This window comes from Pseudomonas sp. OVF7 (assembly GCF_030644265.1).
In the GTDB taxonomy this organism is placed as follows: Bacteria; Pseudomonadota; Gammaproteobacteria; order Pseudomonadales; family Pseudomonadaceae; genus Aquipseudomonas; species Aquipseudomonas gorinensis.
The window spans coordinates 2,044,057-2,062,481 of sequence record NZ_CP128996.1; the positions used below are offsets into that span (position 1 = coordinate 2,044,057).

Here is an 18,425-nt window from a genome sequence, read left to right on the forward strand (position 1 = left end):
TCTTTTATTGTTATGAGAGCTGCGATGCCCGATGCATCCTGCTCAGGTCCCTGCAACATAGTCAGACACGTCGCGGTTGTCTGTAATGATTCGTAAAGCTGATAGGGCATGATTTCACCCGGAACTACGGGACTTTCCCTACGGAAAATATAAGCGCGCTCCCCTCTTCCCAATGGCCACGGCACGATTAGAATGGCGAGCCTTCCTGTCACAACCCCACTTCCCTTTCTAATCGATGACGCCCATGTCCGAAGCCAGTCCGTGTCTGAATTGCGGTGCCTGTTGTTCACACTTTCGTGTGTCTTTCTTCTGGGGGGAGTGCGCCTCGTCAGGAGGCACCGTGCCCGATGACCTGGTGGTCCAGATCAACCCCACGCGCGTGGCGATGATCGGTACCGACCAGAAACCCGCACGCTGCTGCAGCCTTGAGGGCGAAGTGGGCCAGGCCACCCGTTGCACGATCTACGAGCAGCGCTCCAGCGTGTGCCGTGAGTTCGATTCGTCGTGGAACCAAGGCGTGCAAAACCTCGATTGCGACGCCGCCCGCGCCGCGTTTGGTCTGGCACCGCTGGAGGCACCGCCCTTCGAGCTGGAGTTGCCCATCAGCGCTTAGCATCAAACGCTATGGACGGCATGCCAAAATCATTCAAAGCAAAGTGCCATTATTGATGGCAAATTCCGCGAGGCTTCTATACTCGACCTCATAGGTCATCGCCGTAGGCAGTGACGAGACGCTATGACAGGACACGCTATGGAATGGCTGGGTCTGCACTTTTTTATCGATCTTCCAGGGAACGGGCACCTACTACTCAATTGCAGCCATAACCCCTTTCTGGTGCTGTTGGCCTACCTGGTCGCCTGTGCGGCCGGTTTCGGCACCTTGGACATGGCAGAACGTGTCAGCCATGTCGAAGACCCCACCGCCCGCCGCCACTGGCGCTGGCTGGGCGCGGGTTGCCTGGCGGGCGGTATCTGGTCTACCCATTACATCAGCATGCTGGCGTTCCAGGCGCCCATTGCCATTCATTACGAACTGATCATGACGTTCGCCTCGTTGGTGATCGCCCTGATCGCCTCGCTGTTCGCCATGCAAACCCTCAGTCACGCGCAACTGCGCCTTCACCAGTACCTGCTGGCATCGGTCTGGATGGGCCTGGGCATCGCGCTGATGCACTACGTGGGCATGTCGGCCATGGATTCCGAGGCCAAGTTGTACTTCAAACCGGGACTGTTCATGGCTTCGGTAGGGATCGCCATTGCCGCGAGCCTCGCGGCGTTGCTGCTGTCGATCTGCCTGCGCAATGGCATGGGCACCTTCCATCAACTGCTCAAATACGCCGCCAGCCTGATGCTGGGCACCGGTATCCTGAGCATGCATTTCACCGGCATGGCGGCCATGCAAATGCTGGTACCCGCCGGGGCCGACCTTTCGTTGCCGCTGGACAATAACCCCATCCAATTGGGCTTGTCAGTGGCGGTGATCACGCTGCTGGTGATTGGTAGCAGCATCAGCGCGGCCCTGGCGGACAAGAAGTTGCAACACAAGGAACGTGACCTGCGCCGGGTCAACGCCCTGCTCGACGAACTGGACCAGGCCCGCGCCTCGCTGCAACAGGTGGCCCATTACGATGCGCTGACCAGCCTGCTCAATCGCCGCGGCTTCAATCAGATTTTCGCGGAGAAACTCGCGGAAAAAACCGCTCACGACGGCATGTTGGCGGTAATTTTCCTCGATATCGACCATTTCAAGCGCATCAATGACAGCCTCGGGCATGACGCGGGCGACCAGTTGCTCAGCGTACTGGCCGGGCATATCAAGAGCTCGGTGCGCAGCCACGCCGATGTGGTCGCGCGGTTTGGCGGCGATGAGTTCTGCATCCTCATCAACGTCCACCACCGCGATGAAGCGCAGCATTTGGCCCAGCGCATCATGCAAAAAATGAAAGAGCCCGTCGAACTCGCCGGCAGGCGCATGGTGATGACCACCAGCATCGGTATCAGCCTGTTTCCCGACGACGGACTGACCTGCGAAGAACTGCTGAAAACCGCCGACCTGGCGCTGTACCAATCCAAGGATTCAGGCCGTAACAGCCTGAACTTCTTCAGCTCCAACCTGAAGACCCGCGCCTTCCTCGAACTGCAACTGGAAGAACAGTTGCGCGCTGCCCTGCGTGCCCGCAACGAACTGGTGCTGTTCTACCAACCGATTTTCGACATGAAACGGGGCAAGGTCACCCGCCTGGAAGCCTTGGTACGCTGGCAGCACCCACAACACGGTTTGCTGACACCCGAGCGCTTTATCGGCATTGCCGAAAGCAACGGGCTGATTGCCGAACTGGACCACTGGGTACTGCGCCAGGCCTGCCACGACTTGAGCCTGTTGTCGGACAAGGGTTACGCCGAGCTGACCATGGCCGTGAACTGCTCAGCCTTGAACCTGACACGTGATGAGCTGGCCGATGAAATCGAAGATGCCCTGCGGTTCAGCGGGATCGCCGCCAACCGCCTGGAACTGGAAGTCACCGAAAATGCATTGATGGGCAATATCAGCAGCACCCTGGCACTGTTGCGACAGATCCGCGCCCTGGGTGTGTCCCTGGCCATCGATGACTTCGGCACCGGCTATTCTTCCCTCGCCTATCTCAAGCGCCTGCCGCTCAACACCTTGAAGATTGACCGCTCGTTCATCCAGGACATCCCCAAGTCCAACGCCGATATCGAAATCGTCCAGGCCATTATCGGCATGGCCCACACCCTGCACCTGCAGGTCGTGACCGAAGGGGTGGAAACCCAGGCGCAATTCGAACTGCTGCTCAAGCATGGCTGTGACTTCATCCAAGGCTACCTGCTGAGTCCGGCGGTGCCTGCCCGCGATATCATCGGGGTCATCCAAGGTATCCACAGGCGCACTCCGCTCTCCCCCTTCAGTGTTGCCGGCGCCAAGCACACGCCATCGCCGAAGGACCCCGCCACCGCTCGTACCGGCTCCACCTCGGTCATCAGGCCAATCCGATGACGCCGATGTTTTGGCATTTCGCCATCACTTCCCTAAAGAACGCCGACAAACGGCCGATTAATCAGAGTCCGGCCAGGATTTCCCTTAAAAAACTAGGGTTAACCCCGACTACACCGGATAAGGACGCACTGCAAAGTCGCGAACTCTCATTCATTGATGGCTATTTGATATTTTTCAGCCGTCCGTCCAGGTACATGGCGCCCAATGACTTCTAAAAATAACCCTGCCACCGTGGTCTCCGACGTGTTGCCGACAGCCCCTGCGGAAAAAAACCCAGGCTCAAAGTCATTGAGCAGCGCCCGCCCGCTGGCCGCCCAGCAATACTTGTACTTCACCGAAACCAATACCGACCGCATCCTCGATAACCTCGATGGCCTGCGCGACATGGTGTTCCCGCGCCCACCCCACCTGGAAGGCGACGGCGAGCCACACAGCGACCAGGAATTCCCGTCGGTGTGCCTGATCGGCCTGGGCCGCTGCGGTTCGAACATCGCATTGGACGTGGCGGAACTGGTGTACAACGCGCGCAAGTTCTACCTGAACGAATTCAGTACCGAAGATAAAACCCTCGACAAGGGCTACAGCCCGGCCCAATGGATCCGCAACAACCTGCGCCTGGGCGGCGGCAAGGCCAGCAAACCCGTGTTCCTGGTGGAGCCGCTGGTGATGCTGGGTGACTTGGACAAGGACATCGCCGGGCGCATCCGTTTCTCACGCAAGGGCGAGAAAAGCGGCTTTCTGCGCGACTACAGCAAGATGAAAATCATGGACCTCTCGGAAGTCCATGCCGGTGGCGCCGGTAACGCGCCGATCCTTGGCCAATACCTGGCCAAGATCATCCTTAATAAAGACACCCAGCGCTTTTCCAGCCCCGATTGGAAGATGATCCACTCGTACCTCATCGACTCCTGTGGCATCAAGGCCAACCAATCGCGCCTGTACTTCTCGATCTTCAGTGCCGGCGGTGGTACCGGCTCGGGCATGGCGTCCGAATTCGGCCTGGCCCAGCAACACTCGTACATGAACAAGACGTTCGACACCAAGCCTGCCGACGAACACGACAGCAAGAGCGGCCACGCCTTTGTCTTCGAGCCGATCTTCACCAGCGGCATCTGTGTGCTGCCGAATATTTCCGACCACCGCAGCGAAATGTCCGAGGCGCTGCATATCAACGCTGGGCGACTGCTGTGCAAGTACCTGTCGGAAGAATGGGACTTCTCATACAACTTCGACAATGAAGACAGCAGCGAAGCCAGTGTGAAGGGGCGTATTCGCCCTTGGAACGCGATGATGCTGATCTCCAACGACATCATGCGTTACGCCGAAGAGAGCGACGACGGCAATATCCAGAACATTGACGTCAATGCCATGGAAAAACACGCCAACCAGTACATCTCCCAGCAGATCTTCAACATCCTGACCGCCCAGGCGGTGACCACCGACTACGACCAGAACTACTTCCGTCGTGCCGGCATCGACATTGGCGAGACTATACGCCTCGACGCCAACGACCTGTTCATGAGCCTGGCCGGGCCGGTGGCGATTGCCTACGCCGAATCGGTGGTCCCGGAAACGCCGGCGCCGTCGAATGACAAGTTCAAGGTCTTCGAAAAAGAGCCGCAGCGCCTGAACATCGACGACCTGTTCTTCCGCTCGATCGACCTGCCGCACTTCAACAAGGTCACCCAGGCCATCGAAGGCATCAGCCTGCTGCCGATCGAGTCCAAGCGCTACAAGGCCTCCTTGGAGCAGTACAAGAACTCCGGCTACGACGCGGCGGCGCTGCATGACCTGCACTTCTTCAAGAACTGCTCGTCGGTGGTGTCCATCGTCTCGCTGCCCAAGGACTACAAGCTGTCCTACATGGACCTGAACCGGCTCAAGACCCACCTCAACAGCCTGTTCCCCAACACCACCCTGAAACGCTACGCACTGGTAATCGGCGCCTCGGCGAACCTGTCGCTGACCACCCTGATCGCCAAGAGCCCGTGCCTGTCGGATGACTTCCTGACGCTGATCGTGGCGTTTATCAAACGCTGCTTTGCGCGTAACCCGTACCGTTTCGATGACACGCTGGACAACTCGATCCTGGACTTCATCATCCACGAGGATTTCGACGAAGACCGGATCGATCAACTGCTCAACGAGTTTGAAAACCCGGCGAAGATCCTCGATACCAACTGGTACGCGATCAAGCCGATGTACGAGAAGAAGTACCGGGAGCTGATCAATGACAAAGACAAGTTTGTCTCGATCAATGACATTCGCCTGTCACGGGATTGCGTGAAGAAGGCGATCAAGTATTTGCGTGAGATCTACCGTCACCGGATCGGCAAGACCAAGGTGATCTCGCTGAATAACCATACCGGCAAGACTGGCTAGGCTGGTGTGGCGAGGGAGCCTGCTCCCTCGCCACCCTGATCGACTCACACCCGGAAACAATTCCTACGGCGTTTCAGCCCCCGCAAAACTGTTCCCATGACGCGCACGTCACCCTCACCTGTGACCTTTCTCTACGGCAAGATGCCATCACCGGCCCGGCGGTTACTCCGCTACACACTTAGGCGGGCACAAAAGACGCACCTTTTAAGTGCAACCTTTTCTTACGCCGCCCTTTCCTGGATCAGAATCCACGGCGATACCACCACGGCCCACAGGCTCGGATCACGCTCCACCAGGTCCAGTGCCCGCGTCGCAGACACCTCGCCCAGGCTCCCCGAGGCCAGCCAGGCAGCGACTTTGTCACGATTATCCTCGGCCATGCCTTCGGCCGCCTCGATCAAATCCACGCTGGCGTCGACCCACAATAGGGCACCCTTGGCAAAGAACGGTTCAAGCTCCTTCCAGGAAATTTCGGCGGTTTCACCGAGCAGCTTGGCATAGAGGGTGCTAGGTTCTTGCGTCATGGGAGTTCACCTGAGTAAAAATCGGCGCAATCATAACGTCGCGGCTCTTGTAGAAAAACCCAGTTGCAAATGAGTCAACGATTGAAACTGTCAGGAAAGCCAAGGATTGCCCGAGACTCTGGCATCACCCCGCCGCAATTCTGTCTTTTTCTTTCATTTAAGCGACACGGCCGGGTTTTGCCCCCAGCAGCCAGCTTTTCAAGCGATCAACCGGCGCTCTACACTGTACCGGTACAGTTGCCAGGGCACTGCCGGGGGGATATCCGAGATATCTGATCCGGTTCAGCAGCTCACAAGGCCGCTAGAACTATAAAAAATACAACAGTAAGAGTGGAGCACTATGAATAAGGCTACTAAGCAGATTTCCAAACTGTTTGCCGCTATGGTCCTGGCTGGGGTTGCCGGCCATTCGTTCGCAGCTGACACCATCAAGATCGGTATTGCCGGCCCTAAAACCGGCCCTGTGACCCAGTACGGCGACATGCAGTTCATGGGCGCCAAACAAGCCATCGAAGACATCAACGCCAAAGGCGGTGTAGACGGCAAATTGCTGGAAGCCAAGGAATACGACGACGCCTGCGACCCTAAACAAGCCGTTGCCGTAGCCAACAAAGTGGTCAACGACGGCGTCAAGTTCGTGGTCGGCCACCTTTGCTCCAGCTCCACTCAACCAGCGTCCGACATCTATGAAGATGAAGGCGTGATCATGATTACCCCGGCTGCCACCAGCCCGGAAATCACCGCCCGTGGCTACAAGCTGATCTTCCGCACCATCGGCCTGGACAGCGCCCAAGGCCCAGCGGCTGGCAACTACATCGCCGACCACGTGAAGCCGAAAATCGTTGCCGTGCTGCACGACAAGCAGCAATACGGTGAAGGCATCGCCACCGCCGTCAAACAGACCCTCGAGAAGAAAGGCGTAAAAGTTGCCGTCTTCGAAGGCCTGAACGCCGGCGACAAAGACTTCTCCTCGATCATCCAGAAGCTCAAGCAAGCCAACGTCGACTTCGTCTACTACGGCGGCTACCACCCAGAGCTGGGCCTGATCCTGCGCCAGTCCAAGGAAAAAGGCCTGAACGCCAAGTTCATGGGCCCAGAAGGCGTCGGCAACGACTCCATCTCGCAAATCGCCCAAGGCGCCTCCGAAGGCCTGCTGGTGACGTTGCCTAAATCCTTCGATACCGACCCGGCCAACAAAGCCATCGTTGACGAGTTCGCCAAGAACAAGCAGGACCCAACCGGTCCGTTCGTGTTCCCGGCCTACTCCGCTGTTGAAGTCATCGCTGGCGGTATCGCTGCCGCGAAGAGCGAAGACACCGCCAAAGTGGCAGCCGCCATCCACGCGGGCACCTTCAAGACCCCTACCGGCGACCTGAGCTTCGACGCCAAGGGCGACCTGAAGGACTTCAAGTTCGTGGTCTACGAATGGCACTTCGGTAAACCAAAAACCGAAGTTTCCCCTCAGTAAGCCAGGCGTTACTGGTCAACAAGCCCACTGTGAGAGCAGTGGGCTTTGTTTTACGAGGTTTATGGGCCTGTCACCCGCGATCCGGGCGCTGGCTCACCTGAAAATCTTAAAACCGTCACCAGCGGTTCGCTGGCAAACGCTTTGTGCAAATGTGCTCACAGAACACAGCACAGGGCCGGAACATGACTCCACCAGTGAAATGCGTATCGGGTTTTTAGGAGCGTTGTAATGCCTGAGATCTATCATTTTTTCCAACAGCTGGTTAATGGCCTGACCATTGGCAGCACCTATGCCTTGATAGCCATTGGCTACACAATGGTTTACGGCATCATTGGAATGATCAACTTCGCCCATGGCGAGGTATACATGATTGGCTCCTACGTGGCCTTCATCGCCCTTGCCGGGCTGGCCATGATGGGTATCCACTCACTGCCGCTGTTGATGACCGCTGCATTCCTTGCGTCGATCGTCGTAACCAGTGCCTATGGCTACAGTATCGAGCGGGTCGCCTACCGTCCCTTGCGGGGCAGCAACCGTTTGATCCCGTTGATTTCCGCCATCGGCATGTCGATTTTCCTGCAAAACACCGTATTGCTGTCCCAGGACTCCAAGGATAAATCCATCCCCAACCTGATCCCGGGGAGCTTCTCCTTCGGCCCGGGTGGCGCGGAAGAAGTCCTGATTTCCTACATGCAGATCCTGGTCTTCGTGGTCACCCTGGTGGCCATGCTGGGCCTGACCCTGTTCATCTCTCGCTCCCGTCTGGGGCGCGCCTGCCGGGCCTGTGCCGAAGACATCAAGATGGCCAACCTGCTGGGCATCAACACCAACAACATCATTGCCCTGACCTTCGTGATCGGTGCCGCGCTGGCAGCTGTCGCGGCCGTGTTGCTGAGCATGCAGTACGGCGTGATCAACCCCAACGCCGGTTTCCTGGTGGGCCTCAAGGCCTTCACCGCGGCGGTCCTGGGCGGCATCGGCAGTATCCCGGGCGCGATGCTCGGTGGCCTGGTGCTGGGTGTGGCCGAAGCGTTTGGCGCCGATATCTTCGGCGACCAGTACAAAGACGTCGTGGCGTTCGGCCTGTTGGTTCTGGTGCTGTTGTTCCGTCCGACCGGCATCCTGGGCCGTCCGGAGGTTGAGAAAGTATGAGCAGATATCTTAAATCGGCGTTTTTCAGCGCCTTGTTGGTATGGGCGGTTGCCTTTCCGGTACTCGGCCTCAAGCTGAGCATTGTCGGCATCAACCTGGAAGTGCATGGCACTGGCCCCGTGACCCTGACCATCATCGCCCTGTGCTCGGTGCTGATGTTCCTGCGCGTGCTGTTTACCCAGCAAGTCGGCGCCCTGTTCAAAGGCAACCGTGGCCCGTTGGTTTCACCCAAGGTCAGCCAGTTCCTCACCCTGCCGCGCACCCAGCGCTACATCATCATCGGCCTGATCGTGGCCGCGTTGATCTGGCCGTTCTTCGGTTCACGCGGTGCGGTCGACATCGCCACGCTGATCCTGATCTACGTGCTGCTGGGCCTGGGCCTGAATATCGTGGTGGGCCTCGCCGGCCTGCTCGACCTGGGTTATGTGGGCTTCTATGCCGTGGGTGCCTATACCTACGCGCTGCTGTCGCACTACCTGGGCTGGAGCTTCTGGATCTGCCTGCCCCTGGCCGGCATGGCGGCCGCGACGTTCGGCTTCCTGCTGGGTTTCCCGGTGTTGCGCCTGCGCGGTGACTACCTGGCGATCGTGACCCTGGGCTTCGGGGAAATCATCCGTCTGTTCCTGCGTAACCTCACCGACATCACCGGTGGCCCCAACGGTATCAGCAGCATCCCCAAGCCAACGTTCTTCGGGTTGTCGTTCGACCGTACCGCCGCCGAAGGCATGCAGACCTTCCATGAGTACTTCGGGATCGACTACAACCCGGTGAGCAAGGTGGTATTCCTGTACCTGGTTGCCCTGTTGCTGGCCCTGGCTGCGCTGTTCGTGATCAACCGCCTGCTGCGCATGCCGATCGGCCGCGCCTGGGAAGCCCTGCGCGAAGATGAAATCGCCTGCCGCGCCCTGGGCCTGAACCCAACCATCATCAAGCTCTCCGCGTTCACCCTGGGTGCTGCATTCGCCGGTTTCGCCGGCAGTTTCTTCGCCGCTCGCCAAGGCCTGGTGACCCCGGAGTCATTCACCTTTATCGAGTCGGCGATCATCCTCGCCATCGTGGTATTGGGTGGCATGGGCTCGCAGTTGGGCGTGATCCTGGCCGCGATCGTGATGATCCTGCTGCCGGAAATGATGCGTGAGTTCAGCGAATACCGCATGTTGATGTTCGGCGCCTTGATGGTGCTGATGATGATCTGGCGCCCTCAGGGTCTGCTGCCCATGCAACGTCCACACATGGAGCTGCGCAAATGAGCCGCGAGATCCTGAAAGTCGAAAACTTGAGCATGCGCTTCGGCGGCTTGCTGGCGGTCAATGGCGTCGCCCTGACCGTGAAAGAGAAACAGGTCGTGGCGTTGATCGGCCCCAACGGTGCCGGCAAGACCACGGTGTTCAACTGCCTCACCGGCTTCTACAAGCCCAGTGGTGGCAGCATCCTGCTGGACGGCCAGCCGATCCAGGGCCTGGCCGGTCACGAAATTGCCCGCAAGGGCGTGGTGCGCACGTTCCAGAACGTGCGGTTGTTCAAGGACATGACGGCGGTCGAGAACCTGTTGATCGCCCAGCACCGTCACCTGAACACCAACTTCTTCGCAGGCCTGTTCAAGACCCCGGCGTTCCGCAAGAGCGAGCGCGAGGCCATGGAGTACGCCGAGTACTGGCTGGACAAGGTCAACCTCACCGAGTTCGCCAACCGGCCTGCCGGCACCCTGGCCTATGGTCAGCAACGTCGCCTGGAAATCGCCCGCTGCATGATGACCCGACCGCGGATCCTCATGCTCGACGAACCGGCCGCCGGCCTGAACCCCAAGGAAACCGAAGACCTCAAGGCGCTGATCAGCGTGTTGCGTGAGGAAAACAACGCCACGGTGCTGTTGATCGAACACGACATGAAACTGGTCATGAGCATTTCCGACCATATCGTGGTGATCAACCAGGGCACGCCCCTGGCCGACGGGACGCCGGAGCAGATCCGCGACAATCCTGAAGTGATCAAAGCCTATCTGGGGGAAGCGTAAAATGCTGCAATTCGAAAACGTTTCCACTTTCTACGGCAAGATCCAGGCCCTGCACAGCGTCAACGTGGAAGTGCGACAGGGTGAGATCGTGACGCTGATCGGCGCCAACGGTGCTGGCAAGTCGACCTTGCTGATGACCCTGTGCGGTTCGCCCCAGGCCCATAGCGGCAGCATCCGCTACATGGGTGAGGAACTGGTGGGCCAGCAGTCGTCACACATCATGCGCAAGAGCATTGCCGTGGTGCCGGAAGGCCGACGGGTGTTTTCGCGCCTGACCGTGGAGGAAAACCTGGCCATGGGCGGGTTCTTTACCGACAAGGGCGACTACCAGGAGCAGATGGACAAGGTGCTGCACCTGTTCCCCCGGCTCAAGGAGCGTTTCAGCCAGCGTGGCGGCACCATGTCCGGCGGCGAGCAGCAAATGCTTGCCATCGGCCGGGCGCTGATGAGCAAACCCAAGCTGTTGCTGCTCGACGAGCCCTCCCTCGGCCTGGCCCCGATCATCATCCAGCAGATCTTCGACATCATCGAACAGCTGCGCAAGGACGGAGTGACGGTGTTCCTGGTGGAACAGAACGCCAACCAGGCGCTGAAAATCGCTGACCGCGCCTATGTGCTGGAAAACGGTCGGGTGGTGATGCAAGGCACGGGTGAACAGTTGCTGACCGATCCGAAGGTTCGCGAGGCGTACCTGGGCGGTTAACACCCGGTTGCAATGTGGGAGGGGCTTGCTCCCGATAGCAGTGTGTCAGGCACAGAGAATGTGACTGATGTGCCGCCATCGGGAGCAAGTCGAATCGTCGCACCGCCCCTCCCACATTTTTTTGCAGTGTTTGAAATTATTTCCTCTGGCCTTGTAACGAACATCGCCCTCCCGTCTCTAGTGGTGCAAGCAGGCATTCAAGCCCGCTCCTCAACCTACTGCTGGAGATCCACCATGACGACCAAACTGTCCGCCGCTACCCTCGTCCTCGCCCTGGGCTCGGCCTTGAGCCTGTCTGCCCTGACCACCACCGCCCACGCTGCCGACGACATGCAGAAATGCTTCGGCGTCGCCGAAGCCGGCAAGAACGATTGCGCCGCCGGCGCCGGTACTTCCTGCGCCGGCACTTCAAAAACCAAGGACCAGGCCAACGCCTGGAAACTGGTCCCCGCCGGTACCTGCACCCAAACCCCCAGCTCCACCTCGCCGACCGGTTTCGGCCAGGAAGCCGCCTTCACCGCCAAGTCCTGATCCCCGCCCAGCCTGAGTACTGATGATGACGCTTTCATCCTTGCAAACGGTCTCACTGGCTCAGGTGCCCGGCCTTCCGCCGCAGGTCGGGCTGGGGCTGAAAAACGAGCATTTCATCGAAGTACTCGAGACCTCTCCCGATATCGGTTTTTTTGAAGTACACGCCGAAAACTACATGGTGGCCGGCGGTCCTTTTCATCACTACCTGGGCCTGATCCGCGAGCGTTACCCGTTGTCGCTGCATGGCGTGGGTCTGTCCATTGGCGGCGAAAGCCCACTCAACCGTGAACACCTGGCGCGGTTGGCCAAACTGATCGAACGCTATCAACCCCACTCGTTCTCCGAACACCTGGCCTGGTCGAGCCACGGCCCGGTGTTTCTCAATGACCTGCTGCCCCTGGCCTACGACGTCGCGACCTTGAACCGGGTGTGCGAACACGTGGACCACGTGCAAAGTGCGCTCAAGCGCCCGATGTTGCTGGAGAATCCGTCGACCTACCTGCAGTTCCAGCGCTCAACCCTGGACGAGACGGACTTCATCAGCGAAATCATCCGCCGCACCGGTTGCGGCCTGCTGCTCGACGTCAACAACGCCTACGTGTCGTGCATCAACCATCAACGGGACCCGCAAGCCTATATCGACGCCCTGCCCTTGCAGGCGGTCGGCGAGATTCACCTGGCCGGTTTTGCCGAAGACACCGACAGCCTGGGTGACCGACTGCTGATCGATGATCACGGCGCTCCCATCGATAACGCCGTTTGGCAGTTGTACGAACAGGTACTGGCACGCACCGGCCCGGTCGCCACGTTGATCGAGCGGGACCACCAGGTACCGGCCTTCAACAGGCTGATGGCTGAAGCGCAACAGGCCCAATGGCATCTGTCGCAGGTGACCCCATGAGCCTCCACGATGCATTCACCACCGCCCTGCTGGCACCTGAGCCTGCCTGCCCTGACGGCCTGTTCAGCAGCAACGGCGCCGACCCGGGCAGCCGTTTTGCGGTGTATCGCAACAACGTCCACAGCTCATTGATCCAGGCATTGGCCACCGCGTATCCGGTGACGGCGCAACTGGTGGGCGATGCTTTTTTCCGTGCCATGGCGGGCCTCTACGTCCAGGCATGCCCTCCCGACAGTCCGCTGATCAGCGAATATGGCGGCACACTGGCCGGTTTTATCGAGGGTTTCGAACCTGCGGCGAGCGTGCCTTACCTGGCGGATATCGCGCGACTGGAACGCCTGCGGGTTCGCGCTTATCACGCGGCAGACACCGAACCGTTGGACTCACAGGCAGTTATCGGGCAACTGCAGGGACGAACAGACCTGGGGCAGTTACGCCTGCAACTGCACCCGTCCGTCTCCACGTTGACCTCCCCCTACGCCGTCGTGGCGGTATGGGCGGCGCACCAGGCCGAGGGCGCCATCGCCTCCTTGAACCCCTGGCATGCCCAAAGCGCCCTGGTCCTGCGCCAAGGGCTGGAGGTCAAGGTCTTCGCCATCGACAGCGGCTCGGTGGCATTTATCAACAGCCTGCAGCACGGCACAGGGCTGCAAAGGGCCGTGGCAGAGGCCCTCGATGCCTCGGCCGAATTCGACCTGCACCAATGCCTGTCGCTGCTGATCAGCCACCAGGCCATCACTCACCTGCACATAGAACACAAGGTATCGCCATGAACACCAGCGCTGCGCGCCTGATCAAACAGGCCGTCCATCTGTTCGAACAAATCCCCTACAGCCTGATCGCCTTTATCGCGCGTTTCTCCATAGCAGCGGTGTTCTGGAAGTCGGGGCAAACCAAGGTCGAAGGCTTTGCCATTGACCTGGTCAGCGGCACTTTTCAATTCGGTGCACCGAAACTGGCAGCCTCGACATTGCCGCTGTTTCGCACTGAATACGCACTGCCCCTGTTGTCGCCGGAAGTGGCGGCGCATCTGGCGGCATTTGCCGAGCACTTCTTCCCGGTGCTGATCCTGCTCGGGTTCGCCACACGCTTCTCGGCCCTGGCCCTGATCGGCATGACCCTGACCATCCAACTGTTCGTCTACCCCGACGCCTACCCCACCCACGGCACCTGGCTCGCGCTGCTGCTACTGTTGGTCGCCAAAGGGCCAGGCAGACTGTCCATCGATCACCTGGTCGCCCGTCGCTATCGCTAGAGGCGATCCAGGGCCTCGCCACTGCGCTTGAACCAGTCCACCAGGTAGTCGGCCAAGACCTGGGTTCGGCGTGGCAGGCCACCTTGGTAGGGGTGGACCAGGTACATCGGCAGGCTGCGTGTCTGATAATCGCGCAGGAGCCAGCGCAATCGGCCGTCAGCCAGTTCCGCGGGTAATACATAGGACGGCAGGCGGGCGATACCGGCCCCCACCAGTGCGGCCTTTTTCAACAGGTTGTAATGGTTGGAGGCGAAGGTGCCGCTCACGCGGACCCGCAGCAATTCGTGCTGCTGGTGGTACAACCACTCTTCACGGCCACTGTAGTGACTGTTGAGCAAACAGCTGTGCGCGGCCAGGTCCGCCGGGGTCAGGGGTTCGCCGTGCTGCTCCAGGTAGGCCGGGCTCGCGCAGGTCATCTCATGCCAGGCCAGCAGCGGCTTGGCCACCAGGCGCTCATGTTCGATCGCCCCCGAGCGCACGCCCAGGTCAAAACCGTCCCGCGCCAAATCCCGGTAGCTATTGTTGAGTTCCAGCTCAATCTGCACCTGTGGGTACTGCTTGGAAAACTCCAATAACAGGCCATCGAAGAACGTTTCGCCCAACGACACCGGCACCGTCATACGCACAGGCCCCGACAGATCGTCCTTGAGCCGGGCCAGCGCCTGGCGGGCGCGATCCACCTGTACCACCAATGCCTGGGCCTGGGGCAACAACGCTGCGCCGGCGGCAGTGAGGCTCAGCTTGCGCGTGGTGCGGTGCAGCAATATCACCGCAAACTGCGCTTCCAACTGGCTGATGCGCTTGGACAGTTGCCCCTTGCTGCAACCCAACTGCTCCGCCGCCACGGTGAAACTGCCGGCCTCGATCAACACCGCAAAGGCGGCCAGGTCATCCATCTCACTCATGGATTGTTTCCATTTGAAAACCAAAGGTTGCCTATTAGCACGTTTATCCACCTCAAAAGCCAGCCTAGACTGAACCTTCACTTACCCCCTGGAGGAACCGCACGATGAAAATCCTATTGATTGGTGCCAGCGGCACGGTCGGCTCAGCAATCAAGGCAGAGCTGGCGCAGCGACACGAGGTGATCAGCATCGGTCGCAACAGCGGTGACTTCCGGGTGGACATCAGCGACAGCACCTCGATCCGCGCGCTGTTCGAACAGACCGGCAAGTTCGACGCCCTGGTATGTGCCGCAGGCAGCGTCACCTTTGCAGCGCTGGGCGAGATGAGCGAAACCGATTTTGAACTGGGCCTGCGCGACAAGCTGATGGGGCAGGTCAACCTGCTGCTGATCGGCCGCGAGTACGCCAACGATGGCGCCTCATTCACCTTTACCAGCGGCATTCTCAACCGCGATCCGATCCGCACGGGCGCCTCGGCGGCGCTGGTCAACGGTGCCATCGACGCCTTTGTCAAAGCGGCAGCCATCGAGTTGCCGCGGGGCCTGCGCATCAATTCCGTCAGCCCGACCGTACTGCTGGAAGCCATGGGCAGCTACGCGCCGTATTTCCGTGGCTATAAACCGGCGCCGGGCGCGGATGTGGCGTTGGCCTACGCGAAAAGCGTTGAAGGGTTACAGACCGGCCAAACCTTTATCGTGGGCTGAATCGGCACGTTGTAAGAATTGCCTGAACCTGGGCCGCGGGCTTGTGATGCATCGCCAGCCTGCGTAACGTGGCGGCACTTGTCAGGAGACCCGATAATGCGTGCCGCCCGTACCTTTGCTTTATTTGCCTTGCTCCCCCTGTTTGCCGCCTGCCAGATGTTCGAAAGCGAGCCCGCCAAGCCCTCTACCGCCGGGCTGACCCGTATGCAGGGCGAATTGACCGCCGTCGGCGGCAAACTGCTGTTCAAGCCTTGCAACGACCAACGCGATTACGTCGTCAACGACACCGGCGGCACCAGTGTCCTGCAGGAAGCCGCTTCCCTGGCCGGCCAGCAAGGCGCACTGTTTGCCGATTTGCGCGGCAAGTTCTCCGGCGTCGCCAGCGGCACCCAGGGCTCGGTGGACCTGCAACAGTTGTATCGCGTCGAGCGCTCGACATCGGCCTGCAACGACCCGGACTTCAAGCGCATGATCCTGCGGGCAAACGGCCATAAGCCGGCCTGGGCAATGAACGTCACGGCCAAGGGCATGGTGCTGGAGCGCGAAGGCCAGCCGCCTCTCGCGGTGCCTTATGTCGAAGAGCAATTGGGGGACGGCCGTTTCAACCTGATGACCGAAGCCAATAACCAACACATCGAACTGTGGGTCGCCCCGCAACGCTGTATCGACAGCGTCAGCGGCAGCCTGCAACACATGACCGCCGAATTGCGGATCAACGGTCAAGTGCAGCGCGGCTGCGCGGCTTTCGGCGGTTCGCGCGACGATTGATTGGCGCCTGCGCTGTTTTAACATGACGGGAAACCTCGGTTGGGGCTTATAATCGCCGGTTTGCAAAACCGCCGGCCCCACCAAACGCCGCACACCGGATCCTGTCATGTTACGAATCACCGAACTCAAGCTGCCCATCGACCATCCCGAAGAAGACCTGCGGCCCGCCATCGTGCAGCGCCTGGGCATCGCCAGTGATGACCTGCTCGATTTCACCCTGTTCAAGCGCAGCTACGACGCCCGCAAGAAATCGTCGGAGCTGTGCTTCATCTACACCATCGACCTGAACGTAAAGGGCGAAGCAGCCCTGCTGCTCAAGTTCGCCGATGACCGCAACGTCAACCCGGCGCCGGACGTCAGCTACAAGGTGGTGGGCCGTGCGCCGGAAGGCTTGAGCGAGCGTCCTATCGTCGTCGGCTTCGGCCCGTGCGGTATCTTCGCCGGGCTGTTGCTGGCGCAGATGGGCTTCAAGCCGATCATCCTCGAACGCGGCAAGGAAGTGCGCCAACGCACCAAGGACACCTGGGGTCTGTGGCGTAAAAGCGTGCTCAACCCTGAGTCCAACGTGCAGTTCGGCGAAGGCGGCGCCGGGACCTTTTCCGATGGCAAGCTCTACAGCCAGATCAAGGACCCGAAATTCCACGGTCGCAAGGTACTGCACGAGTTCGTCAAGGCCGGTGCCCCGGAAGAAATCCTCTATGTCAGCAAGCCGCATATCGGCACCTTCCGCCTGACCGGCGTCGTGGAAAACATGCGTGAGCAGATCATTGCCCTTGGCGGTGAGGTGCGCTTCGAACAGCGGGTCACCGACGTGCTGATCGAAGACGGCCAGTTGAACGGAGTGGTCATCGATGGCGGCGAACAGATCCTGTCCAAGCATGTGATTCTCGCCCTTGGCCACAGCGCCCGTGACACCTTCCGCATGCTGCATGACCGGGGCGTGTATATGGAGGCCAAGCCGTTCTCGGTCGGCTTCCGTATCGAACACCCGCAATCGTTGATCGACGCCGCACGCCTGGGCAAATACGCGGGGCATCCGAAACTCGGCGCCGCCGACTACAAGCTGGTGCACCACGCCAGGAACGGCCGCTCGGTCTACAGCTTCTGCATGTGCCCGGGGGGTACGGTGGTGGCCGCCACCTCCGAGCCGAATCGCGTGGTCACCAATGGCATGAGCCAGTACTCGCGTAACGAGCGCAATGCCAACTCCGGCATCGTCGTCGGTATCACGCCGGAAGTGGACTACCCCGGTGGCCCGCTGGCCGGTATCGAGTTGCAGGAGCGCCTGGAGTCCCACGCCTACATCCTGGGCGGCAGCAACTACGAGGCACCGGCACAACTGGTGGGTGATTTCATCGCTGGCAAGCCGTCCACCACGCTTGGCAGTGTGGAACCCTCCTACAAGCCAGGCGTGCGCCTGGGCGACCTGGCCCTGGCCTTGCCGGACTTCGCCATCGAAGCGATCCGCGAAGCGTTGCCAGCCTTTGAAAAGCAGATCAAGGGCTATTCGCTGCACGACGCAGTCCTGACCGGCATCGAGACCCGCACCTCATCGCCGCTGCGGATTACCCGTAACGAATCGATGCAGAGCTTGAACGTCAAAGGCCTGTTCCCGGCCGGTGAAGGCGCTGGCTATGCGGGCGGGATTCTGTCGGCAGGGGTTGATGGGATTCGGATTGCCGAGGCGTTGGCGCGGGATATGCTCGGCATCGAAGCCTGAGAACACCGCACCCACGACCTCTAGCAAACTGGCCCCCTGTGGCAAGGGGGCTTGTTGTGGCGGGCTGGCTTGTTGTGGCGAGCGGGCTTGTTGTGGCGAGCGGGCTTGCCCCGCGTTGGGGCGCGAAGCGGCCCCGAAACCAGGCGATTTAATATGCCTGGATAAACGCGGCGGCCTTATTGGGGCCGCTTCGCAGCCCAACGCGGGGCAAGCCCGCTCGCCACACCAAGCCAGCCCCCACACCAAGCCAGCCCCCCCACAACAAGCCAGCCCCCACAACAAACCCGCGCCCCACAACAATCCCGATCACCACAAAAAATCGGTCATTAAAGGAAGGATTTAATCCTTAATAATCAATAAGTTATTTCATGTCGGAGGGACC

At 59.9% G+C, this 18,425-nt stretch carries 17 protein-coding genes; 15 read left to right on the forward strand and 2 right to left on the reverse strand.

Going from position 1 to position 18,425, the window contains the following annotated elements; all coding sequences use genetic code 11:
• The first annotated feature begins 244 nt into the window (after positions 1 to 244).
• The 3 genes from QU606_RS09310 to QU606_RS09320 all read left to right on the forward strand — a co-directional run bounded on the left by QU606_RS09310 (position 245) and on the right by QU606_RS09320 (position 5,398).
• Positions 245 to 613, forward strand: coding sequence for a YkgJ family cysteine cluster protein (locus QU606_RS09310; protein WP_024073893.1), 369 nt, complete (start codon positions 245 to 247; stop codon positions 611 to 613).
• Positions 614 to 751: 138 nt separating this feature from the next.
• Positions 752 to 3,016, forward strand: coding sequence for a bifunctional diguanylate cyclase/phosphodiesterase (locus QU606_RS09315; protein ID WP_304998330.1), 2,265 nt, complete (start codon positions 752 to 754; stop codon positions 3,014 to 3,016).
• A 204-nt stretch (positions 3,017 to 3,220) separates the two neighbouring features.
• Entirely contained in the window at positions 3,221 to 5,398 is a 2,178-nt protein-coding gene (locus tag QU606_RS09320; RefSeq protein ID WP_150054618.1) for a hypothetical protein, read from the forward strand.
• 221 nt (positions 5,399 to 5,619) lie between these two features.
• Here QU606_RS09320 and QU606_RS09325 read toward each other — a convergent pair whose 3' ends face one another.
• Entirely contained in the window at positions 5,620 to 5,922 is a 303-nt protein-coding gene (locus QU606_RS09325) for a DUF2288 domain-containing protein (protein WP_024073889.1), read from the reverse strand.
• A gap of 340 nt (positions 5,923 to 6,262) precedes the next feature.
• Between QU606_RS09325 and QU606_RS09330 the strand changes: the two genes are divergently transcribed.
• From QU606_RS09330 to QU606_RS09370, 9 genes are all read left to right on the forward strand, one after another.
• A complete protein-coding gene (locus QU606_RS09330) occupies positions 6,263 to 7,390 on the forward strand; it encodes a branched-chain amino acid ABC transporter substrate-binding protein (RefSeq protein ID WP_168232356.1) in 1,128 nt (375 codons plus the stop codon).
• Positions 7,391 to 7,618: 228 nt separating this feature from the next.
• Positions 7,619 to 8,542 (forward strand): high-affinity branched-chain amino acid ABC transporter permease LivH, encoded by a 924-nt coding sequence (gene livH / locus QU606_RS09335; RefSeq protein WP_003172375.1) that lies wholly within the window; start codon positions 7,619 to 7,621, stop codon positions 8,540 to 8,542.
• On the forward strand, positions 8,539 to 9,792 hold the full coding sequence (locus QU606_RS09340) for a high-affinity branched-chain amino acid ABC transporter permease LivM (protein ID WP_024073887.1): 1,254 nt from the start codon (positions 8,539 to 8,541) through the stop codon (positions 9,790 to 9,792). The genes livH and QU606_RS09340 overlap by 4 nt, the downstream gene beginning before the upstream one ends.
• Positions 9,789 to 10,556: a high-affinity branched-chain amino acid ABC transporter ATP-binding protein LivG gene (livG, locus tag QU606_RS09345; RefSeq protein WP_016975067.1), complete on the forward strand. Its 768-nt coding sequence runs from the start codon at positions 9,789 to 9,791 to the stop codon at positions 10,554 to 10,556. Before QU606_RS09340 ends, livG begins: the two co-directional genes overlap by 4 nt.
• Position 10,557: 1 nt before the next feature.
• The gene (locus QU606_RS09350; RefSeq protein WP_017844798.1) at positions 10,558 to 11,259 is read left to right on the forward strand and encodes an ABC transporter ATP-binding protein; all 702 of its coding nucleotides are present in this window, start codon (positions 10,558 to 10,560) and stop codon (positions 11,257 to 11,259) included.
• A 234-nt stretch (positions 11,260 to 11,493) separates the two neighbouring features.
• On the forward strand, positions 11,494 to 11,790 hold the full coding sequence (locus QU606_RS09355) for a DUF2282 domain-containing protein (RefSeq protein WP_024073886.1): 297 nt from the start codon (positions 11,494 to 11,496) through the stop codon (positions 11,788 to 11,790).
• A 22-nt stretch (positions 11,791 to 11,812) separates the two neighbouring features.
• Positions 11,813 to 12,691, forward strand: coding sequence for a DUF692 domain-containing protein (locus tag QU606_RS09360; protein ID WP_304998331.1), 879 nt, complete (start codon positions 11,813 to 11,815; stop codon positions 12,689 to 12,691).
• A complete protein-coding gene (locus QU606_RS09365) occupies positions 12,688 to 13,464 on the forward strand; it encodes a DUF2063 domain-containing protein (protein ID WP_069075406.1) in 777 nt (258 codons plus the stop codon). Before QU606_RS09360 ends, QU606_RS09365 begins: the two co-directional genes overlap by 4 nt.
• The gene (locus tag QU606_RS09370; RefSeq protein WP_304998332.1) at positions 13,461 to 13,946 is read left to right on the forward strand and encodes a DoxX family protein; all 486 of its coding nucleotides are present in this window, start codon (positions 13,461 to 13,463) and stop codon (positions 13,944 to 13,946) included. The genes QU606_RS09365 and QU606_RS09370 overlap by 4 nt, the downstream gene beginning before the upstream one ends.
• Here QU606_RS09370 and QU606_RS09375 read toward each other — a convergent pair.
• Positions 13,943 to 14,851, reverse strand: a complete 909-nt coding sequence (locus QU606_RS09375; protein WP_193690256.1) for a LysR family transcriptional regulator — start codon at positions 14,849 to 14,851, stop codon at positions 13,943 to 13,945. The genes QU606_RS09370 and QU606_RS09375 overlap by 4 nt on opposite strands.
• Before the next feature lie 104 nt (positions 14,852 to 14,955).
• Here QU606_RS09375 and QU606_RS09380 point away from each other — a divergent pair, with 104 nt between their 5' ends.
• The 3 genes from QU606_RS09380 to QU606_RS09390 all read left to right on the forward strand — a co-directional run bounded on the left by QU606_RS09380 (position 14,956) and on the right by QU606_RS09390 (position 18,043).
• Entirely contained in the window at positions 14,956 to 15,555 is a 600-nt protein-coding gene (locus tag QU606_RS09380) for a short chain dehydrogenase (protein ID WP_024073881.1), read from the forward strand.
• Positions 15,556 to 15,651: 96 nt separating this feature from the next.
• Complete coding sequence (locus tag QU606_RS09385) at positions 15,652 to 16,323, forward strand: COG3650 family protein (protein WP_024073880.1); 672 nt, start codon at positions 15,652 to 15,654, stop codon at positions 16,321 to 16,323.
• Between the two features lie 106 nt (positions 16,324 to 16,429).
• Positions 16,430 to 18,043 carry an NAD(P)/FAD-dependent oxidoreductase gene (locus tag QU606_RS09390; protein WP_024073879.1) on the forward strand — a complete coding sequence of 538 codons (1,614 nt, stop codon included), beginning with the start codon at positions 16,430 to 16,432 and terminating at the stop codon, positions 18,041 to 18,043.
• Positions 18,044 to 18,425 lie beyond the last annotated feature (382 nt).

Excerpts from the sequence above, each read along its gene's own strand:
- QU606_RS09310 (WP_024073893.1), top strand. The coding sequence starts at position 245 with ATGTCCGAAGCCAGTCCGTGTCTGAATTGCGGTGCCTGTTGTTCACAC.
- QU606_RS09315 (WP_304998330.1), top strand. The coding sequence starts at position 752 with ATGGAATGGCTGGGTCTGCACTTTTTTATCGATCTTCCAGGGAACGGG.
- QU606_RS09320 (WP_150054618.1), top strand. The coding sequence starts at position 3,221 with ATGACTTCTAAAAATAACCCTGCCACCGTGGTCTCCGACGTGTTGCCG.
- QU606_RS09325 (WP_024073889.1), bottom strand. The coding sequence starts at position 5,922 with ATGACGCAAGAACCTAGCACCCTCTATGCCAAGCTGCTCGGTGAAACC.
- QU606_RS09330 (WP_168232356.1), top strand. The coding sequence starts at position 6,263 with ATGAATAAGGCTACTAAGCAGATTTCCAAACTGTTTGCCGCTATGGTC.
- livH (WP_003172375.1), top strand. The coding sequence starts at position 7,619 with ATGCCTGAGATCTATCATTTTTTCCAACAGCTGGTTAATGGCCTGACC.
- QU606_RS09340 (WP_024073887.1), top strand. The coding sequence starts at position 8,539 with ATGAGCAGATATCTTAAATCGGCGTTTTTCAGCGCCTTGTTGGTATGG.
- livG (WP_016975067.1), top strand. The coding sequence starts at position 9,789 with ATGAGCCGCGAGATCCTGAAAGTCGAAAACTTGAGCATGCGCTTCGGC.
- QU606_RS09350 (WP_017844798.1), top strand. The coding sequence starts at position 10,558 with ATGCTGCAATTCGAAAACGTTTCCACTTTCTACGGCAAGATCCAGGCC.
- QU606_RS09355 (WP_024073886.1), top strand. The coding sequence starts at position 11,494 with ATGACGACCAAACTGTCCGCCGCTACCCTCGTCCTCGCCCTGGGCTCG.
- QU606_RS09360 (WP_304998331.1), top strand. The coding sequence starts at position 11,813 with ATGATGACGCTTTCATCCTTGCAAACGGTCTCACTGGCTCAGGTGCCC.
- QU606_RS09365 (WP_069075406.1), top strand. The coding sequence starts at position 12,688 with ATGAGCCTCCACGATGCATTCACCACCGCCCTGCTGGCACCTGAGCCT.
- QU606_RS09370 (WP_304998332.1), top strand. The coding sequence starts at position 13,461 with ATGAACACCAGCGCTGCGCGCCTGATCAAACAGGCCGTCCATCTGTTC.
- QU606_RS09375 (WP_193690256.1), bottom strand. The coding sequence starts at position 14,851 with ATGAGTGAGATGGATGACCTGGCCGCCTTTGCGGTGTTGATCGAGGCC.
- QU606_RS09380 (WP_024073881.1), top strand. The coding sequence starts at position 14,956 with ATGAAAATCCTATTGATTGGTGCCAGCGGCACGGTCGGCTCAGCAATC.
- QU606_RS09385 (WP_024073880.1), top strand. The coding sequence starts at position 15,652 with ATGCGTGCCGCCCGTACCTTTGCTTTATTTGCCTTGCTCCCCCTGTTT.
- QU606_RS09390 (WP_024073879.1), top strand. The coding sequence starts at position 16,430 with ATGTTACGAATCACCGAACTCAAGCTGCCCATCGACCATCCCGAAGAA.